The organism is Kitasatospora sp. NPDC056076 (assembly GCF_042266305.1).
GTDB lineage: Bacteria > Actinomycetota > Actinomycetes > Streptomycetales > Streptomycetaceae > Kitasatospora.
In genome coordinates this window covers 199,499-218,122 of sequence record NZ_JBHJWG010000001.1, presented here as the reverse complement: position 1 = coordinate 218,122, position 18,624 = coordinate 199,499, and the positions used below count along the sequence as shown (strand labels likewise).

Here is an 18,624-nt window from a genome sequence, read left to right as displayed (position 1 = left end):
GAGCGGGGCCTCGCGCGGCGGCCGACAGGGGTCGGCCGGTCACGGCCGACCGATGACGGTCAGTCGGTGGCGGGGTGGGAGCGGGTGGCAGCGGTCAGCGCCTGCGCCTGGGCGCGCAGCGCGTCGAGCTGCTCCTGGAGGCCCGCGGGTGCGGAACCGGGGAGCTGCCGGGACGGGCTCGCGGCGGTGCCCGGGACGGTGGGCAGCGCCGGCACGCTCGGGAGTTGGCCGAGCAGGCCCTGCAACGCGGCGAGGAGCTGCTGGACGACACCTCCGACGTCGGGGACGGCCGAGGTCACCGTCGAGAGCAGGCCGGTGACCAGCTTGACGACGTCGCCGAGCGCCCCGAGGGCCGCGCTCGGGTCCGGCGCGGCCGGGACGGCAGGCAGGGTCGGCAGGGCGGGCAGGGCGGGGACCGCCGGGGCTCCGGGCACGGTGGGGGTGTCCGGCAGGGTGGGCACCGTCGGCGCGGTCGGGGTGTCCGGTGCGGTGGGCGCCGTCGGCGCGGTCGGGGTGTCCGGCACGGTGGGGGTGTCCGGCGCGGTGGGCGCCGTCGGCACCGTGGGAGTGTCCGGCGCGGTGGGGGCGTCCGGCGCGGTCGGGGCCGTCGGGACGACGGGAGCGGAAACGGTGGTGCGGGGGGCCGAGGCTGCCTGGCCGGCGGCGGTGGCGGACGCCGTGGCGACCATGGTCAGCGCGAGGGCTGCGGTCAGGGTGGCGGCCATCCGGGTGGAACGCATGGGTACTGCTTCCTCTCAGTGCGAGTCAGGCGAGATCGCCTGACTCACACCGTGCGGTCGCCGCCCGGGCCCGGCCACCGCAGGTACGCCGAACGGCGGCGCGCCGGACGACGGCTCAGCCCTGCGCCCATTCCGCGGTGCTGCGGTGCGCCCCCAGCCCGACCGAGTCGAACTCGTCCGCCCGCCCCGGTTCGACGGACCCGCCGAGCCACCGCAGGGCGCGCGAGATCGGGGTGCCCTCGGCCGGCGCGGGCTCGAACTCGCCACTGGCGAGCGGGCCCAGGGCGACCCGGCCGTCGAACCAGCCGACGGCGCGCTGGGTGCCGCCGCCACCGAAGTACTCGGCCTCGACGCGGACGATCGGACCGGCCTTGGACCAGGCGGCGAGCCGGAGTTCGAACCCGTCGGAGTACCCGCCGAATCCCGCCCCACCGGATCCCGCCCCGCCGACGGACCTGGACACCGCGACGTCGCCCTGGAGCGCGGACAGCACGGCGGGGGTGACCGGGATGAGCGCCAGCCCCTGGGCCAGCGGCACCACCCGGGCCGCCGGCACCTCCGCCGCCGCCACCGTCAGCAGCTCCAACATGCCGATCAGCGCTTGGAGTTCATACGACATGCCCGACATGCTGTCCCACCGCACCGACAGTCGGCCCGGAATTTATCGTTCCGTGCCCGCGCGGAGACCGTAGAGCAGGGTGAAGAGGGTCACGTCCACGGCGTCGTCGGCCGTACTCGGACCTTCTTCGGACAAGCCGTCGAAGATGTCGGCCAGTTGGGCGCGGAGCCGGGCCAGCCGGTCCGGGTCGAGCCGGAGGGTGAAGTGCGCGAACAGTCCGGCCGACGGGCCCGAACCGTCCTGCGGGCGGCTGAAATCCAGCCGCCCGTCGGCCACATGGGCGCGGAACTCGCCGCGGACCCGGTCGATCGCGGCCAGCATGGCGTCGTACGCCTCGGAGCGGGCCGGGGAGTCGGCGGTGAACATCTCCGGGGCGAGCCGGATGGAGTCCTGGGCGACCCGGTAGCGGCTCTCCACGATGCCGGAGACCAGCCGGGTGCCCGCCACCAGGACCAGCCCGGCCTTCTCCAACTGCTTGATGTGCCGGTAGAGCTTGGTCTGCGGCTCGCCGAGCTCGGCGGCGAGCTCCTTGGCGGTCAGCGGACGGTCCTCGGCGGTCTTCAACGCGCCGAGGATGGCGAGGCGCAGCGGGTCGGCCAGTGCCTTGAGCACCGCGACGTCGCCCACCTGGCGCTCCTTGACCCAGGTGGTGGGCTGCTGCTGCTCGTCCCCGTCGGCGGGTTCCTGTTCGTGCTCGGCCACGGGCCCACCCTCGCAGATCGGCCGCTCCGGCCGCAATCACCGCTCGGTGAGCGCTCACCCTTGCGCAATCACTCACGCTCACGCCATCATTCACGTGAGCGTGAACGGTGTCGGAGAACGCGAACGATGGGGGTCGGTCCATGACGGAGCACACCACGGCGACGGCCGAGCGGACGGCGGTCGGACCGGCGGACCCGCCGCCGCCCGTCCCGCTGCGGCGCAACCTGCGGTTCCAGGCCCTGTGGGCCGGCACCTCCTGCGCGACCCTCGGCCTGATGATCGGCGAGACCGCCTTCCCCCTGCTGGTGCTCGCCCTCACCGGCTCGTCCACCGCCGCCGGAGCCTTCGGCGCCGTCCAGATGACCGCCACCCTGCTGCTCGGCGTGCACGGCGGCTCGGTCGCCGACCGGTGGGACCGCCGCCGGGTCCTGGTCGCCTCCGACGCCGTCCGGCTGCTGGCCCTGGCCAGCGTCCCGGTGGCCCTGGCACTCGACCGGCTGACCCTGGCCCACCTGCTGGTGGTCGCCGCGCTGGTGGGCGCGACCATCGCCTACAGCGGCCCGGTCCGGCTGCTGGCCCTGCGCTCGGTGGTCGCGCCGGAGCAGTTGTCGCAGGCGCTCGCCCAGGACGAGGCCCGGATGAGCGGCGCCGCGCTGGCCGGCCCGCCCCTGGCCGGGTTCCTGTTCGGACTCGGCCGCTCGGTGCCCTTCCTCGGCGCCGCGTTCGCCTCGCTGGTCGCGCTGATCACCGCACTGCTGGTGCGCTTCCCGGCCGGACCGGCGGCCGCGGCCGGGCAGCCGGGCCGCGCGGGCCGTAACGCGCAGGACGAGCAGGAGGAGCAGGAGGACGAGGGCGGCGCGCTGGCCGGCTTCCGCCTCCTCGCCGCCTCCCCGCTGCTGCGCCCCGCACTGGCCGTCCTGCTGGTGATCAACCTGACCGGGGCGGCGCTGCTGCTGCCCGTCATGGTGCTGCTGCGCGAACACGGCACCAGCAGCGGCGGGATCGGCCTGGCGCTGGCCGGCGAGGCGGTCGGCGCGCTGGCCGGGGCGACCCTGGTCTCCCGGCTGCACCGGCTGGCCGGCCCCGGGGTGCTGCTGCTCGTGGTGGCCTGGACCGCCGTGCCCGTCCCGCTGGCACCGCTGCTGCCCGGCGGGGCGGTCACCGTGTTCGCCGCGCTGTTCCTGGTCGGCGCGGGCGTCCCGGCCCTGCGGGTGATGCTCGACCTGCTGGTCTTCCGTCAGGTGCCGGACCGGCTCCGCGGCCGGGTGATCGCCGCGACCATGACCCTGCTCACCGCCGGGATGCCGGCCGGCTCCTTCGCCGCCGGCCTGCTGCTGGACCGCTTCTCCCCCGCCGTCACGCTCGCCGCGATCGCCGCTCTGCTCGCCGCCGCCCTGCTGCCCGCCACCGCGAGCCGCACCCTGCGCCGCGCCACCTGGCCCGCCGCCGCGCCGGTGTGAGCCCAGGGCTGAACGCCGGTCACCCGCACGGCCGCCCGCCGCATGCGGCGGGCGCGGCAACCGGGTGAACTGGCCGGGTACGGCCCGCCGCCGGGGCTCCCTCCCCGGCGCCCCGCTCCCCCGCGCAGCCGACCGGGGCCGTACCGGAGGAGGACCGATGAGTGCCACGGACGCACCCCCGCCCGGCCCCGGCGGCGAGGCCGGCCCCGGGGGTACGACCGGCCCCGGGGGTGAGGCCGGCCCCGCCACCCGGGAGCGCGGCGGCTCGGTGGCCGGCCGACTGGCCGCCGCGCCGCGGATGTCCTGGATCACCCTCGCCCTGATGACCACCAGCTCGGTCGCCAGCCTGCGCTCCGCCCCGACCATGGCGGTGTACGGGCTGGCCTGCGTCTTCCTCTACCTCGTCCCCGCGGTGGTGTTCCTGCTGCCGACCGCGCTGGTCTCCGCCGAGCTGGCCTCCGGCTGGGAGGGCGGCGTCTACCGCTGGGTCTCGGAGGGCCTGTCGAAGCCGCTGGGCTTCCTGGCCGTCTGGTGCCAGTTCGCGATGACGATCTTCTACTACCCGTCGCTGCTGGCCTACGTGGCCTCGACCATCGCCTACGTGGTGAACCCCCGGCTGGCCAGCAACGGCCCGTACACCGCGGTCGTGATCATGGTGCTGTACTGGACCGGCGTCTGGGTCTCCTCGCGCGGGACGAAGGCGGTCGCCGGACTCTCCTCGATGGGCCTGGTGATCGGCACCCTGATCCCCGGCACCCTGCTGGTGGTGCTCGGCTTCGTCTTCCTCGGCGAGGGCAACTCCTCCGCCGCCCCGATGGACACCTCGCACCTGTTCCCGCAGTGGACCGGGCTGGCCAGCCTGGTGCTGATCGTCAACAACTTCCTCAGCTACTCCGGCATGGAGATGAACGCGGTGCACGTCTCCTCGCTGCGCGACCCGGCCAGGGAGTTCCCGCGGTCGATGTTCACCGCCTCCGCGATGGTGCTGGCGATCTTCATCCTGCCGGCGCTGGCGATCAGTTGGGTGGTGCCGTCCAGCGAACTGAGCCTCACCGCCGGGGTGATGCAGGCCTTCGACGCCTTCTTCCAGTACTTCGACATCGGCTGGCTCACCCCGGTCATCGCGGTGGCCCTGATCGCCGCCTCGCTCGGCGGCATGCTGACCTGGCTGGCCGGGCCCTCCAAGGGCCTGCTGCTGATCTCCCGTCAGGAGGGCTACCTGCCGCCGTTCCTGCAGAAGCTCAACCGCGAGGGCGTCCAGCAGAACCTGCTGGTCTCCCAGGGCGTGGTCACCACCGCCATCGCCCTGCTCTACGCACTGATCCCGAACGTCTCCAGCGCCTACTGGATCTTCTCGGTGATCACCACCCAGGTGTACCTGATCGTCTACCTGCTGATGTTCAGCGCCGCGATCCGGCTGCGCCGCACCCAGCCGGACCACCCGCGCGGCTACCGGGCCCCGGCCCTGGTGCCGATCTGCGTGATCGGCCTGCTCGCGTCGGCCGCCGCGATGGGCATCGGCTTCGTGCCGTCCTCGCAGTTCGGCAGCGGCAGCGTCTGGTCGTACATCGGGATCGTCGGCGGCGGCCTGCTGCTCCTCGGGCTGGTCATCCCCCTCCTCTTCCTGCGGCTGCGCAGGCCGAGTTGGCGCTCGCCCGAGGCGGCGGCCGAGCTGGCCGCCCAGGAGGCGCAGGAGCTGCGCCGGACCGAAGGGGGTACGACGTCATGACCACCGGCCTGATGGCCTCCCGCCACCGCTGGATCTACCTCGGCTCGATCGTGCTGCTGGTCGCGATGCTGGTCACCGGCCTGCTGTCGTTCACCCAGCTGCACGCCACGAATCTGGCGAACGAGAAGGCCGGGGAGCTCGCCACGCGGCTGGGCTCGGCCGGCTACCCGGTGCCCACCCGGGACCAGATCACCCACACCCTCGGCGAGGACGGCGGCGCGGTCTGCGCCGACCCGGCGAACGCGCTCAACCAGGCGCAGTGGACGTACGGGATGTCCAACGGCGCGGGCGGGCCGGGCCAGCGCCCGGTGCTCTCCGACCGCGAGGTGGTCAAGGCCGAGGCGATCGTGCTCTCGGTCTACTGCCCGGACCGGCTCGCCGCCATCCAGGACAAGATCGACGACCTCGACCTGCGCGACACCGTGCGCAAGTAGGAGCCCCAGATGACCGACGAACTCGCCCGGCGGATCGACGGGTTGATGCCCCGCGCGTGGGCCGACCTGGCCGAGCTGGTGGCCATCCCGTCCGTCGCCGACCCCCGGCAGTACCCGCCGGAGAAGTGCCGGGAGGCCGCCGAGTGGGTCGCCGACGCCTTCACCGGGGCCGGCCTGCGCGACGTCCACCTGGAGGAGACCCCGGACGGCAGCCACGCCGTGGTCGGCCACCGCCCGCCCCCGCCCGGCGCCCCGACCGTGCTGCTGTACAGCCACTACGACGTCCAGCCCCCGCTGGACGAAGCCGCCTGGACCTCCTCGCCGTTCCGGCTCACCGAGCGCGACGGCCGCTGGTACGGGCGCGGCGCCGCCGACTGCAAGGGCAACATCGTCATGCACCTCACCGCGCTGCGGGCGCTCGGCGAGGACGTCCCGGTCGGCCTCAAGCTGGTGGTCGAGGGCTCCGAGGAGCAGGGCACCGGCGGCCTGGAGCAGTACGTGCCCCCGCACGCCGGGGAGTTGCACGCGGACGCCCTGCTGATCTGCGACACCGGCAACGCCGCCGTCGGCGTGCCCACCGCCACCACCTCGCTGCGCGGGGTGGTGACCGTGGTGGTCGGCGTCGAGGCGCTCACCGGCGACGTCCACTCCGGCATGTTCGGCGGCCCCGCCCCGGACGCCCTGGCCGCGCTGGTCCGGATGCTGGACTCGCTGCGCGACGCCGACGGCGGCACCCGGATCGAGGGCCTGGACTGCACCGGCAGCTGGAGCGGCGTCGGCTACGACGAGGGCGCCTTCCGGACCGACGCCGGGGTGCTGGACGGCGTCCGGCTGACCGGCTCCGGCACCGTCGCCGACCGGCTCTGGGCCCGCCCCGCCGTCACCGTCCTCGGCATCGACTGCCCGCCCGTGGTCGGCTCCGCGGCCGCCGTCCCGGCCACCGCCCGGGCCCGGGTGAGCCTGCGGGTGCCGCCCGGCACCGACGCCCACGCCGCCCAGGACGCGCTGGTCGCCCACCTGGAGGCGGCCGCACCCTGGGGCGTCCGGGTCACGGCGGAACGGGAGAGCGCCGGCGCGCCGTTCCGGGCCGACACCGGCGGGCCCGCGTACGCCGCGCTCGACAAGGCCGCGCAGGAGGTCTACGGCAAGCCGCTGTCCTTCCTCGGCCAGGGCGGCTCGATCCCGCTCTGCAACGTCCTGGCCACCACCTTCCCGGCGGCGGAGCTCGTGCTGATGGGCGTCGAGGAGCCGCGCTGCCTGATCCACGCGCCGAACGAGAGCGTCGACCCGGAGGAGATCCGGCGGATGGCCCACGTCGAGGCGCTGTTCCTCCGGCACTTCGCCAACAGCCGCTGACCATGGCGCAGTTGCGGGAAGTCGGCCACCATCGAAGGAGCCGACGTCGAACGACCCGCCAACGGACGACCCGACGCCGAAGGACCCCGAGGAGGAGCAACCGTGCCCCGTCCGTTCACCACCGAGGACCACGCCGCCCGGATGGCCCGGGCCACCGCCGAGGCGACGGCCGCCGGGCTGGCCGGCCTGGTGGTCGCCCCCGGCCCCGACCTGAGCTACCTGTGCGGCTACCGGCCCACCGCCGTCACCGAGCGGCTCACCGCCCTCGTCCTCGCCCCCGGCCGCCGCCCCGCGCTGATCGTCCCCAGGCTGGAGCGCCCGGACGCCGAGAAGGCGCTCGGCGCCCCGGCCGTCGAGCTGCTCGACTGGTCCGACGGCGAGGACCCGTACGCCACCGCCCGCCCGCTGTTCGAACCGGCCGGGCGCTACGGGATCTCCGACAACGCCTGGGCGATGCACCTGCTCGGCCTCCAGTCCGCCCTGCCCGGCAGCGGTTTCACCTCGCTCACCGAGGCGCTGCCGATGCTGCGCGCGGTCAAGGACACCGAGGAGCTGGAGCGCCTGGCCGCGGCCGGCGGCGCGGCGGACGCCGCCTACCGGGGCATCCTGGAGGTCGGCTTCGCCGGCCGCCGGGAGACCGACGTCGCCGCCGACCTCGGCGCGCTGCTGATCCAGTACGGCCACAGCCAGGTCGACTTCACGGTGGTCGGCTCCGGCCCCAACGGCGCCAACCCGCACCACGAGGCCGGGGACCGGATCATCCGCACCGGGGACACCGTGGTGCTGGACTTCGGCGGCCTCAAGGACGGCTACGGCTCCGACACCACCCGCACCGTGCACGTCGGTCCGGACGTCCCGGACGAGGTGCGGCAGGTGCACGACCTGGTCCGGCTCGCCCAGCAGACCGCCTTCGAGGCGGTCCGGCCCGGAGTGAGCTGCCAGGAGATCGACCGGATCGCCCGACGGGTGATCACCGACGGCGGGTACGGCGAACACTTCATCCACCGCACCGGCCACGGCATCGGGATCACCACCCACGAACCGCCGTACCTGGTCGAGGGCGAGGAGCGGCCGCTGGTGCCCGGCATGTGCTTCTCGATCGAGCCCGGCGTCTACCTGCCCGGCCGGTTCGGGGTGCGGATCGAGGACATCGTCACGGTGACGGCCAACGGCGGACGACGCTTCAACAACACCCCGCATGAGCTCGGTGCCGTCGCCTGACCGGGGCGGCGAGGCCGCTCCGCCGGACCGTTCGTCCCCGTCACGGGACCTTCGTCCGCCAAGATTTGACCCAACCGTGCGATTTTCTTACGAGCCGGTCATCGTTCGCCCAGAGTCCTCCAAGCTTGCGTTGCTAGTTTCGCTGAACATGACGAAGCTGCTGAGCCCGGCCCCGCCGACCCCGGTGCGGGCCGGACGTCTGCGTCCCGTGACCGAACGCAACCGCCGGGGAGGCCTGGCCAGACTGCGACTGCTGGCCTGGCCGGCCTACCTCACCGCCTTCGTCTGGTTCCTGGCCACCCAGGGCATGGCCTTCGCCAACGACGTGGTCTTCCTCTGGCTGATCGGCGCCCTGCTCACCGCCGCCGTCCACAGCGGACACGGCCCCCGCGGCTTCCTGCTGGTGCTGCGCGACTGGGTCCCGGTGATGGCCGTGGTCTGGGCCTACTCGCTGCTGCGCGGCTACGGCGCCCACACCCCCTGGGCCCCGCACTGGCTGCCCCAGCTGCGCTTCGACGAGGTGCTCGGCTTCGGGGAGACCTGGACCGTACGGCTCCAGCACGCGCTCTACACCCCCGGCTCGCCGCACTGGTACGACTACGCGGCGACGACCGTCTACCTCTCGCACTTCCTCGTCGTGTTCGTCCTGCTCGCCGTCCTGTGGCGGCGCTCCCACCAGCGCTTCCGTCAGCTCCTCGCCTGCTACTTCACGCTGACCTTCGCCGGCTTCGCCACCTACCTGCTCTACCCCGCCGACCCGCCGTGGCTGGTCGGCCAGCAGGGCAACATGCCCGAACTGCACCGGGTGGTCTGGGAGACCATCTCGAACACGGGCCTGCCGCAGGCCGACTCGCTGCTGGAGAACGGCAGCCAGTTCGCCAACGACGTCGCCGCGATGCCCTCGCTGCACTCCGCCTACCCGGCGATGCTGCTGTTCCTGTTCTGGCCCACCGCCCGGCCCTGGCTGCGCGCCCTGCTGGTCGCCTATCCGCTCGCCATGGCGTTCACCCTGGTCTACGGCGCCGAGCACTTCATCATCGACATCCTGGCCGGCTGGACGTACGCCGCCGTGGTGGTGTTCGGCCTGCGGTGGCTGCGCGACCGCCGCACCGCGCGGACGGCGGCCAGGGCAGAATCGGCCGGGTGCACTCCCAATCCGTGAGGGGAACCCCGACACCGATGAAGCCGACCCCCGAGCAGCTGCGGGCCGCCCAGGACACCACCATCCCGGACGTCACCGGGCCCGGGCTGCGGGTGCTGTTCTGCGGCATCAACCCGGGCCTGTGGTCCGGGGCCACCGGGCACCACTTCGCCCGGCCGGGCAACCGCTTCTGGCCCGCCCTGCACCGCTCCGGCTTCACCGGGCGCCAGTACCGCCCGGACGAGCAGGACGAACTGCCCGCCCTCGGCCTCGGCATCACCAACGTCGCCCCGCGCACCACCGCCAAGGCGGACGAGCTCACCGCCGAGGAACTGCGCGCGGGCGGCGCGGCGCTGCGCGAGCGGGTGCTGCGGCTGCGGCCGCGCGTCCTCGCGGTGCTCGGCATCGGCGCCTACCGGACGGCCTTCGGGCAGCGCCGGGCCGCGATCGGACGCCAGCCGGAGGGCATCGGCGACACCGAGGTGTGGGTGCTGCCCAACCCCAGCGGCCTCAACGCCCACTACACCCTGGACGCGCTGGCGGCCGAGTTCCGCGCCCTCCGGGAGAGCCTCGACGACTGATCGAGCCGACCGGGCCGACCGCCCGAGCCGCCTGGGCCGACCGGCCGGGGCGACCGGTCAGGCCGCCGTCAGCCCGGCGGGCAGCGGCAACTCGCGCAGTTCACGGATCAGCGCCCGAACGGCCGCCGTCCCGGCCAGCTCGGGGGTGGTGACGTACCCGACGAAGCGGCTGGGCGGCCGCGGGCCGAGGTCGGTGACGGCCAGCCCGGGCGGCGCGCCGAGCAGGGCCGTCCGGGGCATCACCGCCATGCCGAGGCCCTGGGCGACCAGCGAGAGCGCCACCGTGTCGTCCTCCGCGTCGACGGTCGCGGGCGGCAGCCAGTCCTGCCGCCGCCACCAGTCCCTGGTGTACGAGCCGCAGTTCTCCGCCCAGTCCACCAGCGGCAGCCGGCGGGGCTCCGGGTGGCCCTGCGGGTGGGCGAGGGCGTACGACTCCCGGTACAGTCGCACCGCGACCAGCCCGGGCACGGACGGCGGACCACCCGCGTCCAGGGTGGCCAGCCCGAGGTCGGCGCGCCCGTCCGCGACCTCCCCGGCGGTGCCCCGGCCGAGCTCCCGGACGATCCGCACCCGCGGGGTGAGCCCCGGGTGCTCGGCGGCGAGCCGGGCCAGGACGGGCGGCAGCAGGTTGGCGGCGGCACTGCGGAAGGCCGCGATCCGCAGCGTGCCGGTCAGCGGCCCCGCCGGGCCGGCACCCGCGCCCCGCACCTCGGGGCCCATCACCGCCAGCAGCCGCAGGATCCGGCGGGCGTAGCCGACCGCCCGCGCGCCGGCCTCGGTGGGGCGCGCGCCGTGGCGCCCGCGGTCGAAGAGCACCGCGCCGAGCTTCCGCTCGCAGGCGCGCACGGCGTGCGAGACGGCGGACTGGGTGGTCTCCAGGCGCGCGGCGGCCGCCGTGAAGCTCCGCTCCTCGTCGACGGCGACCAGGACGCGCAGCTCGTGCGGGGCGAGTTCGGTCATGCGGCGAACCTACCTCCCATCGAATCCGCTCATGGAAGGCGCCGGTCCATCGCCGCCGGCCCCTGCCCGGCCGCGCCCCCGCTTCCTACGGTGATCAACGTCCCCGCCGACCTCCCCCGTACGGAGCACCGCCGATGTCCCGTCCCACCGCCCGCGCCGTCCACCTGGTCTCCCGCCCCTCGGGCGCGCCGAGCGCCGAGAACTTCGCCTTCGTCGAGGTGACCGTCCCGGCGCTCGCCGCCGGCGAGGCCCTGGTCGAGAACCTCTACCAGTCCGTCGACCCGTACATGCGCGAGGAGATGGACGAGGGCGGCTGGCAGCTGCACGCCCCGCTGGAGGGCCGCACCCTCGGCCGGGTGGTGGAGTCCCGGGCCGACGCGCTGCCGGTCGGCGCCCTGGTCTCCCACCGGCAGGCCTGGCGCACCCACTCGGTGGTGACCGGCGACCGGGCCGGCCTGCTGCCCCACTTCGCGGGTGTCCCGCTCACTGCCCACCTCTCGATCCTCGGCGGCACCGGACTGTCCGCCTGGGTCGGCCTGACCAGGATCGCCCGGCTCCAGCCCGGCGAGACCCTGTTCGTCTCGGCCGCGGCCGGCGGCGTCGGCACCGCCGCCGGCCGGATCGCCCGACTGCTCGGCGCCGGCCGGATCATCGGCAGCGCCGGTTCGGCCGCCAAGGTCGCCCACCTCACCGAGCAGCTCGGCTTCGACGCCGCCTTCGACCACCACGACGGCCCGATCGCCGACCGGCTGCGCGAGGCCGCCCCGGACGGACTGCACGTCTACCTGGACAACGTCGGCGGCACGCACCTGGAGGGCGCGATCAGCGCGATGCGCGACCACGGCCGGATCGCCTGGTGCGGCGCCGTCGCCCAGTACAACAACCCGCTGGACCCGCCGCCCGCGCCGCGCAACCTCTACGACGTGGTCGGCAGGAGCCTGCGTCTGGAGGGCTTCCTGGTCCGCGACCACCTGGACGCCCGCCCCGAGCTGTACGACTTCGCCGTCCCGCACCTGCGCTCCGGCGCCCTCGTCCCGGACGAGACCGTCGTGGACGGCTTCGACCACGTGGTGGACGCCTTCCTGGGCGTGCTGCGCGGCGCCAACACCGGCAAGATGATCGTCCGGATCTGACCCCGGGGCCCAGGCAGGGCGGCGGCTAGAGCGGGGTGACGGCCTTCAGCACCACCAGCAGCGCCACCGCCGCGTTGAGCGCGCACAGCGCCGAGGCCGCCGTGCCGACCGCGGCCACCATCGCCGCCAGGCCCGCCGGGGTCTTGGCCGGCGGCCAGTTGCGGGCCGTCGGCACCGGGCCGAGCAGCGCGGCCACCCGGCGCGGCACCGGGCCGGGCGCCGGGGCCGGGGCGGCGAAGGCCGCGAAGCCGGGCACCGGGGCGGCGTGCGAGACCAGGGCCGCCCGGGCCACCGCCCGGGCCGTGATCCGCCGGTCGCCCACCGCCTGGGCCGACTCCTCGTCCGCCCAGCGCTCGGCGCTGAACGCCACCGCCGCCTGCAACGGCCGCAGGAAGGGGTTGACGCAGGCGGCGAGCTGGGTGGTCAGCAGGTAGCGGTGGTGGCGGTGGCGCAGGTGCGCCCGCTCGTGCGCGAGCAGTGCCTCCCGCTCGTCCTCGGCCAGCCCGGCCAGCATCCCGGTGGAGACCACCACCCGCCCGGGCGAGCCGGGCAGCGCGTAGGCGTACGGGCTGCGGTCCGGCAGCACCGCGAGGTCACCGGCCTCGGCCGGCGCCTCCGGCAGTCCGGCCAGCGCCCGCCGGGCCCGGGAGCGGACCCGCAGGTGCCGCACGACCGTCCGGGAACAGGCGAAGCCGACCAGCACCAGCAGCCACATCGCGGCGGTGCCGACCGTCTCGTGGTACGGCAGCGCGTGCCGCACCTCCGGGTCGGACCAGCTGTCCGGCAGCGGGTTGCCGGGGATCTGCGCGGTGCCCACCACGCCGATCAACCCGAGGCAGAGCACGCTGCACACCGCCATCACGGCACTGATCACGGTCATCAGCCGGGCGGCACCGCGCGGGTGCAGGTGCTGCTCGGTCAGCCGGGCGATCGGCACCGCGGTCAGCGGCAGGATCAGCGGGAGGAAGACGAAGAAGCCCACGGGTCAGCTCTCACGGTCGGCCGCTGCGGGCTCCGCGGACGCGGCGTCCAACAGCGCCCGCAGCAGTTCCTCGTCGTGCGGCAGCAGCGCGGTGACGAAGCTGGCGAGGACGGCGTCCCGGTCCGCCTCGCCGTCGAGCATCCGGCGCATCCGCAGCGCGGCCAGCCCGGCGGCGTCGGCGGAGGCCTGCCACAGGTAGGAGCGGCCGGAGCGGCTCCGGGAGACGGCGTTCTTGGCGTGCAGCCGGGACAGGATGGTCATCACCGTGGTGTACGCCAGGTCGCCGTCGATGCGTTCCTGGACCCACCCCGCGGTGGCCGGGCCGGGGGCCCGCTGGAGCACCGCCAGCACCTGCGCCTCCAGCTCGCCCTGACCACGCCGTCGGGTCGGCGCGTCCCCGGACGCCGGGGCGTGCCTCTCGTCTGCCATGACGGCCCACTCCCTCCGGATGCCGCTCCCCGGACCGACGCGGGGCGCGGGGCCATCCTAACGAGCCGACGCCTCCTCCGGACGGCCCAACGCGAGGGTTCGGGCCCGCACCACCGAACGGCCCGGGGCGAGGAGCCGGCAGGGGCCCCGGGGACAGGCCCTACGCCCGGGCCCGCTGGGTGACCGCGATGCAGCCCAGCACCACCACGGCCGTCACCGGCGCGGCCACCGGCAGCTCCTCCCCGAGCAGCAGCACCGACCAGACCAGCGTCAGCAGCGGCTGGGCGAGCTGCAGCTGGCTGGCCCGCGGCACCCCGATCGCCGCCATCCCCCGGTACCAGCACACGAACCCGCCGAGCTGGGAGACCGCCGCGATGTACGCCAGTCCGACCAGCGCCTTCGCGCCGAGCCGGACGGGCTCGGCGGACAGCCCGTAGGCGGCGGTCAGCAGCATCACCGGCGCCGCGGCCACCACCGCCCAGGCGATCACCCGGGCGCCCGGGAGGTCCCGGGAGAGCCGCCCGCCCTCCGCGTACCCGGCCGCGCAGACCAGCACCCCGGCGAACAGGTAGAGGTCGGCGACGGTCGGCCGGCCGTGGCTCTGCAGCAGGGTGAAGCCGAGCACGGCCGCCGCCCCGGCCAGCGCCGCCGCCCAGAACGCCCGGGACGGCCGGCGGCCGGTGCGCAGCGCCGAGGCCACCGCCGTGGCCAGCGGCAGCAGGCCGATGACCACCGCCGAGTGGGCGGTCGAGGAGGTCCGCAGGGCGAGCGTGGTGAGCAGCGGGAAGCCGATGACGCAGCCGGCCGAGACCACCAGCAGGCCGGGCCACTGCCGGGCCGTCGGCAGCGGGGCGCCGGAGGCCAGCAGGTAGAGCCCGGCGAGCAGCCCGGCCAGGGCGCCGCGCAGTCCGGTCGAGGTCCACGGGCCGAAGCCGTCGAGGGACCACACGGTGGCCGGGAAGGTGAGCGAGAAGGAGGCCACCCCGAGGGCGGCGAGGGCCGTGCCGGAGGCGGTGCCGGGGGCGCCCGCCCCGGGTGCTATCGCCGCGGGCCGGGTAGCGCTATCTTGTGCCGTCATGAATGAGCGTAGCAGCGTGGCCGAACTCGCCGAAAGCCTCCGGCGGGAGGTCGAGCGCTACCCGGAAGGGCGAAAGCTGCCGTCCAGCCGGGCCCTGATGGAGCGCCACCAGGTCAGCCCGGTGACGGTCTCCCGCGCCATCGCGGTGCTGGTCGCCGAGGGGCTCGTGGTCTCCCGGCCGGGTGCCGGGGTATTCCGGGCCGCGGCCTTCGCCGCGGCCCCCGACTCCCCGGCGGCCCCGGCCGCCCGGCCCGGCGACCTGTCCTGGCAGGAGGTCGCGCTCAGCGCCGACTCCGGCCCGCGCGACCTGCTGGCCGCACCGGTGTTCGCCACCCTCCAGGTGCCGCCGCCCGGCGTCATCGACCTCAACGGCGGCTACCCCCACTCCTCGCTGCTGCCCGAGCGGCTGCTCGCCGCCGCCCTCGCCCGGGCCGGCCGCCGCCCGGGCGCCTGGGACCGCCCGCCCACCGACGGCCTCACCGAACTGCGCGGCTGGTTCGCCCGCGACATCGGCGGCCACGCCGGACCGATCAGCGCCGGGGACGTCCTGATCACCTCCGGCGGGCAGGGCGGCCTGACCGTGGCGATGCGCTCGCTGGCCGCGCCCGGCTCGCCGGTGCTGGTCGAGTCGCCGACCTACTCGGGCATCCTCGCGGTGGTGCGCGCGGCCGGGCTGCGGCCGGTGCCCGTCCCGGTCGACGCCGACGGCGTCCGCACCGATCTGCTGGCCGACGCCTTCGAGGCCACCCGGGCCCGGGTGTTCGTCTGCCAGCCGCTGTTCCAGAACCCCACCGGCGCGGTGCTCTCGCCCGCGCGCCGGGCGGAGGTGCTGCGGATCGCCCGGGCCGCCGGGGCGTTCGTGGTCGAGGACGACTTCGCCCGGCTGCTGGTCCACGCGGACGCCCCGGCGCTGCCGCGCCCGCTGGCCGCCGACGACCGGGACGGGGTGGTGGTGCACCTGCGCTCCCTCACCAAGGCCGCCTCCCCCAACCTGCGGGTCGGCGCCCTCACCGCGCGCGGCCCGGCGCTCGCCCGGCTGCGGGCCACCCAGGTGGTGGACAGCTTCTTCGTGCCCCGGCCGCTCCAGGAGGCGACCCTGGAGCTGGTCTCCGACCCCGGCTGGGCCCGTCACCTGCGCACCCTCGGAGCCGAACTGCGCGACCGCCGCACCGCCGCCGTGGCCGCCCTGCACCGGGAACTGCCCGGTGTGCTCGGCGCCCACCGGCCCGGGGGCTACCACCTGTGGCTGCGGCTGCCGGACGGCACCGACGACGACGCCCTGGTCGCCGCCGCCCGGCGCCGGGGCGTCCAGGTCACCCCCGGCCGGCCGTACCACGCCGCCGAACCCCCGGCCCCGCACCTACGGCTGAGCTACGCCGCCGCCGACGGCCCCGCCCAGGTCGCCGAGGGCATCCACCGACTGCGGACGGCCTACCAGGAGTCGACCGGCTGACCGCGGCCCGACCCCGGACCCGACCCCGGCCCCGGCCCCGCGCGGCGGCCGCTACGCCCGGTACCCGGCCATCCGCTCCAGCCGCGCGATCCGCTCCGCCATCGGCGGATGGGTGGAGAACAGCCGCGCACCGGCCTCGCCCGGCCGGAACGGGCTGGCGATCATCATGTGGCTCGCCGTCTGCAGCTGGGGCTCCGGCGGGAGCGGCAGCTGGCGGGTACCGGCGTCGAGCTTGCGCAGCGCACTGGCGAGGGCGAGCGGGTCGCCGGTGATCCGGGCACCGTCGGCGTCTGCCTGGTACTCGCGGGAGCGGCTGACGGCCATCTGGATCAGCCCGGCGGCGATCGGCCCGAGGATCATGATGGCGAGCATCCCGAACAGCCCTGGGCCGTCGTCGTCCTCGCTGCGGCCGAACGGGATCAGCCAGGCGAAGTTCACCAGGAACATCACCACCGAGGCCAGCGCCCCGGCGACCGAGGAGATCAGGATGTCCCGGTTGTAGACGTGGCTGAGCTCGTGTCCGAGCACTCCGCGCAGTTCGCGCTCGTCCAGGATCTGCAGGATGCCCTCGGTGCAGCAGACCGCCGCGTTGCGCGGGTTGCGGCCGGTGGCGAAGGCGTTCGGGGCCGGCGTCGGGGAGATGTAGAGCCGGGGCATCGGCTGCCGGGCCGAGGTGGAGAGCTCGCGCACGATCCGGTACAGCCCGGGTGCCTCGAACTCGCTGACCGGCCGGGCCCGCATGGCCCGCAGCGCGAGCTTGTCGCTGTTCCAGTAGGCGTAGGCGTTGGTCCCGAGGGCGACCAGCAGGGCGATCACGAAGCCGGTCCGGCCGAAGAAACCGCCGATCACCAGGATCAGTGCCGAGAGGCCACCGAGCAGGACGGCGGTCCTCAGTCCGTTGTGCCGGCTGTGCACGTCAGGCCCTCCAGTGGTGCGGTGGGGAAGCCCTTTCTGCCTCGTCCCTCTTGCCCGCTCAACGGGCGGGCCCCGGGACCTTGTTCCCTTGTGACCGACGCGACACCCGGTCGGCGGCTCAGAACAGCGAGCCGCCGGCCACCTGGAGGACCAACTGCGGGGCGACCGAGAGCACCACCGCCGCGGAGGCGGTGAGCCCCAGCGTGGCGGTCAGGCCGACCGGCAGCCGCCGCTCGGCACCGTCCTCGGCCGCGACGGCGGACGCGTCGGCCGGGGCGAACAGCCGGGCCGTCCACAGCAGGTAGTAGTACAGGGCGACGACCACGTTGACGGCCATCACCACGGCCAGCCACCCCAGCCCGGCGTCCACGGCCGCGCGGAACACCACGACCTTGCCGAACAGGCCGATCACACCGGGCGGCAGCCCGGCCAGGCAGAGCAGGAAGAAGGCCAGCGCCAGCGCCGTCCAGCGGTTGCGGGCGAACAGGCCGCGGAAGTCGTCCACGCTCGTCCCGGCCCGGCGGCCGACGGCGGCGACCACCCCGAAGGCGCCGAGGTTCACCACGCCGTAGATCAGCGCGTACGCGGCGGTCGCGCCCAGCGGATCGGCCCCGGTGGGCGCGTAGCCGGCCGCCGCGAGCGGCACCAGCAGGTACCCGGCCTGACCGACCGAGGACCAGGCCAGCAGCCGCACCGCGCTGTACCGGGTGTCGAAGCGCTGCCGCAGCGCGCCGACGTTGCCGACGGTCATGGTGACGGCGGCCAGCACCGCGAGCACCAGGCCCCAGGTGTGGGCGTACGGGCGGAACGCGACGGTGGTGGCGAGCGCCAGCCCGGAGAGGCCGGCCGCCTTGCCGACCACCGAGAGGTAGCCGGCCACCGGCAGCGGGGCGCCGGTGTAGGTGTCGGGCACCCAGAAGTGGAAGGGGACGGCGGCGACCTTGAAGGCGAAGCCGACCAGGGTCAGCACCGCCCCCGCCTCGGCCAGCGCCTTGAGCTGGGCGGGCGCGTGCTCCAGCCCCTGGGCGACGGGCCCGAGGTGCAGGCTGCCACTGGCCGCGTAGACGAAGCCGATGCCGAGCAGCATCACGGCGGTCGCGGTGACGGAGGAGACGAAGAACTTGAACGCGGCCTCCGCGCCCCGCCCGTCCCGGCGCAGCGCGACCAGGGCGAAGGCGGGCAGCGAGGCGACCTCCAGGGCGATCACCATGGTGGCGAGGTCGCGGGAGGCGGGCAGCAGGGCGGCGCCGGTGGCGCTGGAGAGCAGCAGGAACCAGTACTCGCCGCGGGGCAGCTTCTGGTCCTCGACGGTGTGCATCGACAGCAGCGCCGCGATCAGCGCGCCGCCGAGCGCCAGCAGCTGGAAGACCAGCGCGAAGTGGTCGGCGACGTAGGAGCACCCGGTGGTGTCAGTGGCCCCTGCTACGTTCCGGAGGCAGAAGGTGGCCCGGGGTGATCCCCCGGTGAGGGGGAGGAGGGCGAGCAGGGCGAGGGCGAGTCCGGCCGCGGCCAGGCGGCCGAGCCAGCGCTTGTGCCGTTCGGGCAGGAAGAGGTCGGTGACCAGCACCGCGAGGGCGGCCACGGCGGCGATCAGCGGGGGCGCGATCGCCACCCAGTCCACGGACTGGATCAGGCTGCCCGGGTTGGCTACGGCGAGGGAGGTCACAGTGTGCTGCCCCGTGGAGTGAGGT

At 75.1% G+C, this 18,624-nt stretch carries 18 protein-coding genes; 9 read left to right on the top strand and 9 right to left on the bottom strand.

The window, feature by feature from the left end; genetic code table 11:
• Positions 1-59 precede the first annotated feature (59 nt).
• The 3 genes from ACFC1T_RS01070 to ACFC1T_RS01060 all read right to left on the bottom strand — a co-directional run bounded on the left by ACFC1T_RS01070 (position 60) and on the right by ACFC1T_RS01060 (position 2,061).
• Positions 60-740, bottom strand: a complete 681-nt coding sequence (locus ACFC1T_RS01070; protein ID WP_375881935.1) for a hypothetical protein — start codon at positions 738-740, stop codon at positions 60-62.
• Between the two features lie 115 nt (positions 741-855).
• Positions 856-1,359 (bottom strand): hypothetical protein, encoded by a 504-nt coding sequence (locus tag ACFC1T_RS01065; protein WP_375881932.1) that lies wholly within the window; start codon positions 1,357-1,359, stop codon positions 856-858.
• Between the two features lie 42 nt (positions 1,360-1,401).
• Entirely contained in the window at positions 1,402-2,061 is a 660-nt protein-coding gene (locus ACFC1T_RS01060) for an ArsR/SmtB family transcription factor (RefSeq protein WP_375881929.1), read from the bottom strand.
• 140 nt (positions 2,062-2,201) lie between these two features.
• Between ACFC1T_RS01060 and ACFC1T_RS01055 the strand changes: the two genes are divergently transcribed.
• From ACFC1T_RS01055 to mug, 7 genes are all read left to right on the top strand, one after another.
• Positions 2,202-3,521: an MFS transporter gene (locus ACFC1T_RS01055; protein ID WP_375881927.1), complete on the top strand. Its 1,320-nt coding sequence runs from the start codon at positions 2,202-2,204 to the stop codon at positions 3,519-3,521.
• A gap of 157 nt (positions 3,522-3,678) precedes the next feature.
• On the top strand, positions 3,679-5,250 hold the full coding sequence (locus ACFC1T_RS01050; RefSeq protein WP_375881925.1) for an APC family permease: 1,572 nt from the start codon (positions 3,679-3,681) through the stop codon (positions 5,248-5,250).
• Positions 5,247-5,684, top strand: a complete 438-nt coding sequence (locus ACFC1T_RS01045; protein ID WP_375881922.1) for a hypothetical protein — start codon at positions 5,247-5,249, stop codon at positions 5,682-5,684. The genes ACFC1T_RS01050 and ACFC1T_RS01045 overlap by 4 nt, the downstream gene beginning before the upstream one ends.
• Positions 5,685-5,693: 9 nt before the next feature.
• Positions 5,694-7,040: a dipeptidase gene (locus tag ACFC1T_RS01040; protein WP_375881919.1), complete on the top strand. Its 1,347-nt coding sequence runs from the start codon at positions 5,694-5,696 to the stop codon at positions 7,038-7,040.
• Between the two features lie 141 nt (positions 7,041-7,181).
• Positions 7,182-8,261, top strand: coding sequence for an aminopeptidase P family protein (locus ACFC1T_RS01035; protein WP_375882347.1), 1,080 nt, complete (start codon positions 7,182-7,184; stop codon positions 8,259-8,261).
• Positions 8,262-8,409: 148 nt separating this feature from the next.
• Positions 8,410-9,423, top strand: a complete 1,014-nt coding sequence (locus ACFC1T_RS01030) for a phosphatase PAP2 family protein (protein ID WP_375881916.1) — start codon at positions 8,410-8,412, stop codon at positions 9,421-9,423.
• A 17-nt stretch (positions 9,424-9,440) separates the two neighbouring features.
• Complete coding sequence (gene mug, locus ACFC1T_RS01025; protein WP_375881914.1) at positions 9,441-9,983, top strand: G/U mismatch-specific DNA glycosylase; 543 nt, start codon at positions 9,441-9,443, stop codon at positions 9,981-9,983.
• A gap of 57 nt (positions 9,984-10,040) precedes the next feature.
• On the opposite strand, the gene ACFC1T_RS01020 is transcribed toward mug, so the two are convergent.
• Positions 10,041-10,943 (bottom strand): LysR family transcriptional regulator, encoded by a 903-nt coding sequence (locus ACFC1T_RS01020; RefSeq protein ID WP_375881912.1) that lies wholly within the window; start codon positions 10,941-10,943, stop codon positions 10,041-10,043.
• 134 nt (positions 10,944-11,077) lie between these two features.
• Between ACFC1T_RS01020 and ACFC1T_RS01015 the strand changes: the two genes are divergently transcribed.
• Positions 11,078-12,076 (top strand): NADP-dependent oxidoreductase, encoded by a 999-nt coding sequence (locus ACFC1T_RS01015; protein ID WP_375881910.1) that lies wholly within the window; start codon positions 11,078-11,080, stop codon positions 12,074-12,076.
• A gap of 25 nt (positions 12,077-12,101) precedes the next feature.
• Here the strand turns inward: ACFC1T_RS01015 and ACFC1T_RS01010 are convergent, their stop codons facing one another.
• From ACFC1T_RS01010 to ACFC1T_RS01000, 3 genes are all read right to left on the bottom strand, one after another.
• Complete coding sequence (locus ACFC1T_RS01010) at positions 12,102-13,058, bottom strand: M48 family metalloprotease (protein ID WP_375881907.1); 957 nt, start codon at positions 13,056-13,058, stop codon at positions 12,102-12,104.
• A gap of 3 nt (positions 13,059-13,061) precedes the next feature.
• Complete coding sequence (locus tag ACFC1T_RS01005; RefSeq protein WP_375881905.1) at positions 13,062-13,487, bottom strand: BlaI/MecI/CopY family transcriptional regulator; 426 nt, start codon at positions 13,485-13,487, stop codon at positions 13,062-13,064.
• Between the two features lie 160 nt (positions 13,488-13,647).
• Positions 13,648-14,565 carry a DMT family transporter gene (locus ACFC1T_RS01000; RefSeq protein ID WP_375881903.1) on the bottom strand — a complete coding sequence of 306 codons (918 nt, stop codon included), beginning with the start codon at positions 14,563-14,565 and terminating at the stop codon, positions 13,648-13,650.
• On the opposite strand from ACFC1T_RS01000, the gene ACFC1T_RS00995 reads away from it, so the two are divergent.
• The gene (locus ACFC1T_RS00995) at positions 14,564-16,018 is read left to right on the top strand and encodes a PLP-dependent aminotransferase family protein (protein WP_375881901.1); all 1,455 of its coding nucleotides are present in this window, start codon (positions 14,564-14,566) and stop codon (positions 16,016-16,018) included. The two genes, ACFC1T_RS01000 and ACFC1T_RS00995, sit on opposite strands and share 2 nt — an antisense overlap.
• Before the next feature lie 51 nt (positions 16,019-16,069).
• Here ACFC1T_RS00995 and htpX read toward each other — a convergent pair whose 3' ends face one another.
• Positions 16,070-16,933 (bottom strand): zinc metalloprotease HtpX, encoded by an 864-nt coding sequence (htpX, locus tag ACFC1T_RS00990; protein WP_375881899.1) that lies wholly within the window; start codon positions 16,931-16,933, stop codon positions 16,070-16,072.
• A gap of 118 nt (positions 16,934-17,051) precedes the next feature.
• Complete coding sequence (locus tag ACFC1T_RS00985) at positions 17,052-18,599, bottom strand: NADH-quinone oxidoreductase subunit N (RefSeq protein WP_375881896.1); 1,548 nt, start codon at positions 18,597-18,599, stop codon at positions 17,052-17,054.
• Positions 18,600-18,624: the final 25 nt, after the last annotated feature.